Raw genomic sequence first — 2,059 nt, forward strand, 5'->3', positions numbered from 1 at the left:
TATTGTTATTGTTATTACTATCGGTGTCGATATCTGTCATAATATGTTGCTATCGTCTATGTCTAATAATTGATACCTATATGTTAAATATAAATGATAGATTTATAAAAACAAATTTTATTCTTATAAAGCTGATTAGTGTTATCATCGGTGAGAGAGGATGGACAATGGACATAAGTGGAGCACTGGGGCTATTTAAGCTGGGGGCGCAGAAAGGGATATACCTGCTCTCAACGAATTTATTGTATCCTGTAATAATCCTGCTGTTTATATTAATTTCATGGAGTATGATCGCGTTTGGCGGTTTTCTTTATGAATGGCGTGTGAGGCGCCGGGATTTTACTTCGCTTGAGCAAGGCGCTTTAAAAACGCGAGCACTACTGAATGCGAACGACCTGGATGGCGCGTTTGAGGTGTTGAGGAAGTCATGTTCCACGTATTACGTACACGAGTTCATCAACGGAATCTCGAAATCTAGGGGCTTGTTTGCGAGCAGGAAGCTTATGCAAGCCAGGGTAGAGAAGTTACTGCAGGATCTGGAGACCGATATGATGAAGCGACTGGAGAAGTCGCGGTTTGTAACTCGTGCGGGTCCAATGCTGGGGCTGATGGGCACGCTGATACCGATGGGACCCGCGTTGCTCGCGCTCGCGGGTGGCGATGTAAAGACATTAGCTGATAATCTGATTGTTGCTTTCGGGACAACGGTTGTTGGACTCGCAACTGGACTGGTAGGGTATACAATCACGTTGGTCAGGAGCAGATGGTATGAGCAGGATATGAGCGATATGGAGTATTTAGCGGAGATTCTGTTCGGTGATAGTGAAATTGAAACTGAGGGAGGTTTGGAGTTGGAAAAGGAGGAGGACGGGGAATTTAAGGAGATAGGAGAGCAGAAGCTGCGGCTTCACCAATACCTGAATAAGGTGAAGGGCTGGAAAACGGGGAGATTGAGGGAAGTTTTTAGAAGGCGAAAGACCCAAAAGTGTGTGTGGGGGAGGGGGAGGCGAAAGGGCGATGGAGAGGATGAGCAAAACAAAGAAATAACTCGCTCTGTTGTGCATAATAGGGCTGTGTGCAGCGATATCCGTGCTTGCGCAGCCGACGCCCACAACACCTTTCGTGATTCATGGATACGTTTTTTTATGACGATGGCAGCGAGCGCGAAAACCCCCATGATTAACATAACAAATTTGAATAGCGGTGCGGAGTGGGAGGCTGAGACGAATGAAAGTTCCAACTATTACCAACTCGTGCTTGTGAATGGAACCGATGTGAATGCGAGTGAGATGTTGCTGTTTGATATCAAGAGCCCAGATGGAAGTCAATTAAATATTACATCTCACAAAGTAACTTCGGAAGATATAAACCGCGGTGGGGTTTTCGATTTTAATATCACGCTTGAAGCGCCGGAAGTACCAACAGCGCTCGCCTTCGACACTGGAACGCCAGCCAACCCATACCCGAGCTTTTCAGGCACACACAACGGCACGATAACGCCATACGTGACTATATACAATATATCCAAGCTTTACACTTATCCATGCCCGGGCACAGGCGGGCATACAGAATATGTTGCTTTTTATCATGACCCGAATAGAACAGAAAAGATAACGGAAGGGCACTGGAATGGTTACGCCAGCGACTGGCATAATGTCTCGTTCCCCGCTTTCACAATGCTCGCGAATCATACTTACTATTACACGACAAAGACAGCTTCGTATCCACAGATTCATCACGCTCCTGTAGTGGAAGCGAAAGGAGGGATGGGGATAATTAACTGCACTTCGTTCGTGGATGCGAATGGGCGTTCGTACACCAACTGGATACCGGCGATACGGTTGGTAGGAGAATCTGTAGCGAAACGTCCAGTCCACAACATAGATACAGGTGAGAACTTCTCAACGATTCAAGCTGCAATAGATGACCCGGACACAAAAGACGGAGCTACAATCGAAGTTGATGCTGGAACATACATGGAAAATGTAAACGTCACAAAACGGCTCATCCTGCGTGGCATCGGCATGCCAACCGTTGATGCCAACGGCTCAGGGAATGC

General features: G+C 46.7%; 1 protein-coding gene. It reads left to right on the forward strand.

What is annotated here, in order from left to right:
• Positions 1-167: 167 nt before the first annotated feature.
• Positions 168-2,059, forward strand: a 1,892-nt coding sequence (locus J7J01_02120) for a MotA/TolQ/ExbB proton channel family protein (GenBank protein ID MCD6209687.1), incomplete at its 3' end; no start/stop codon positions are given.

This window comes from Methanophagales archaeon (genome assembly GCA_021159465.1).
Classification (GTDB): domain Archaea; phylum Halobacteriota; class Syntropharchaeia; order Alkanophagales; family Methanospirareceae; genus G60ANME1.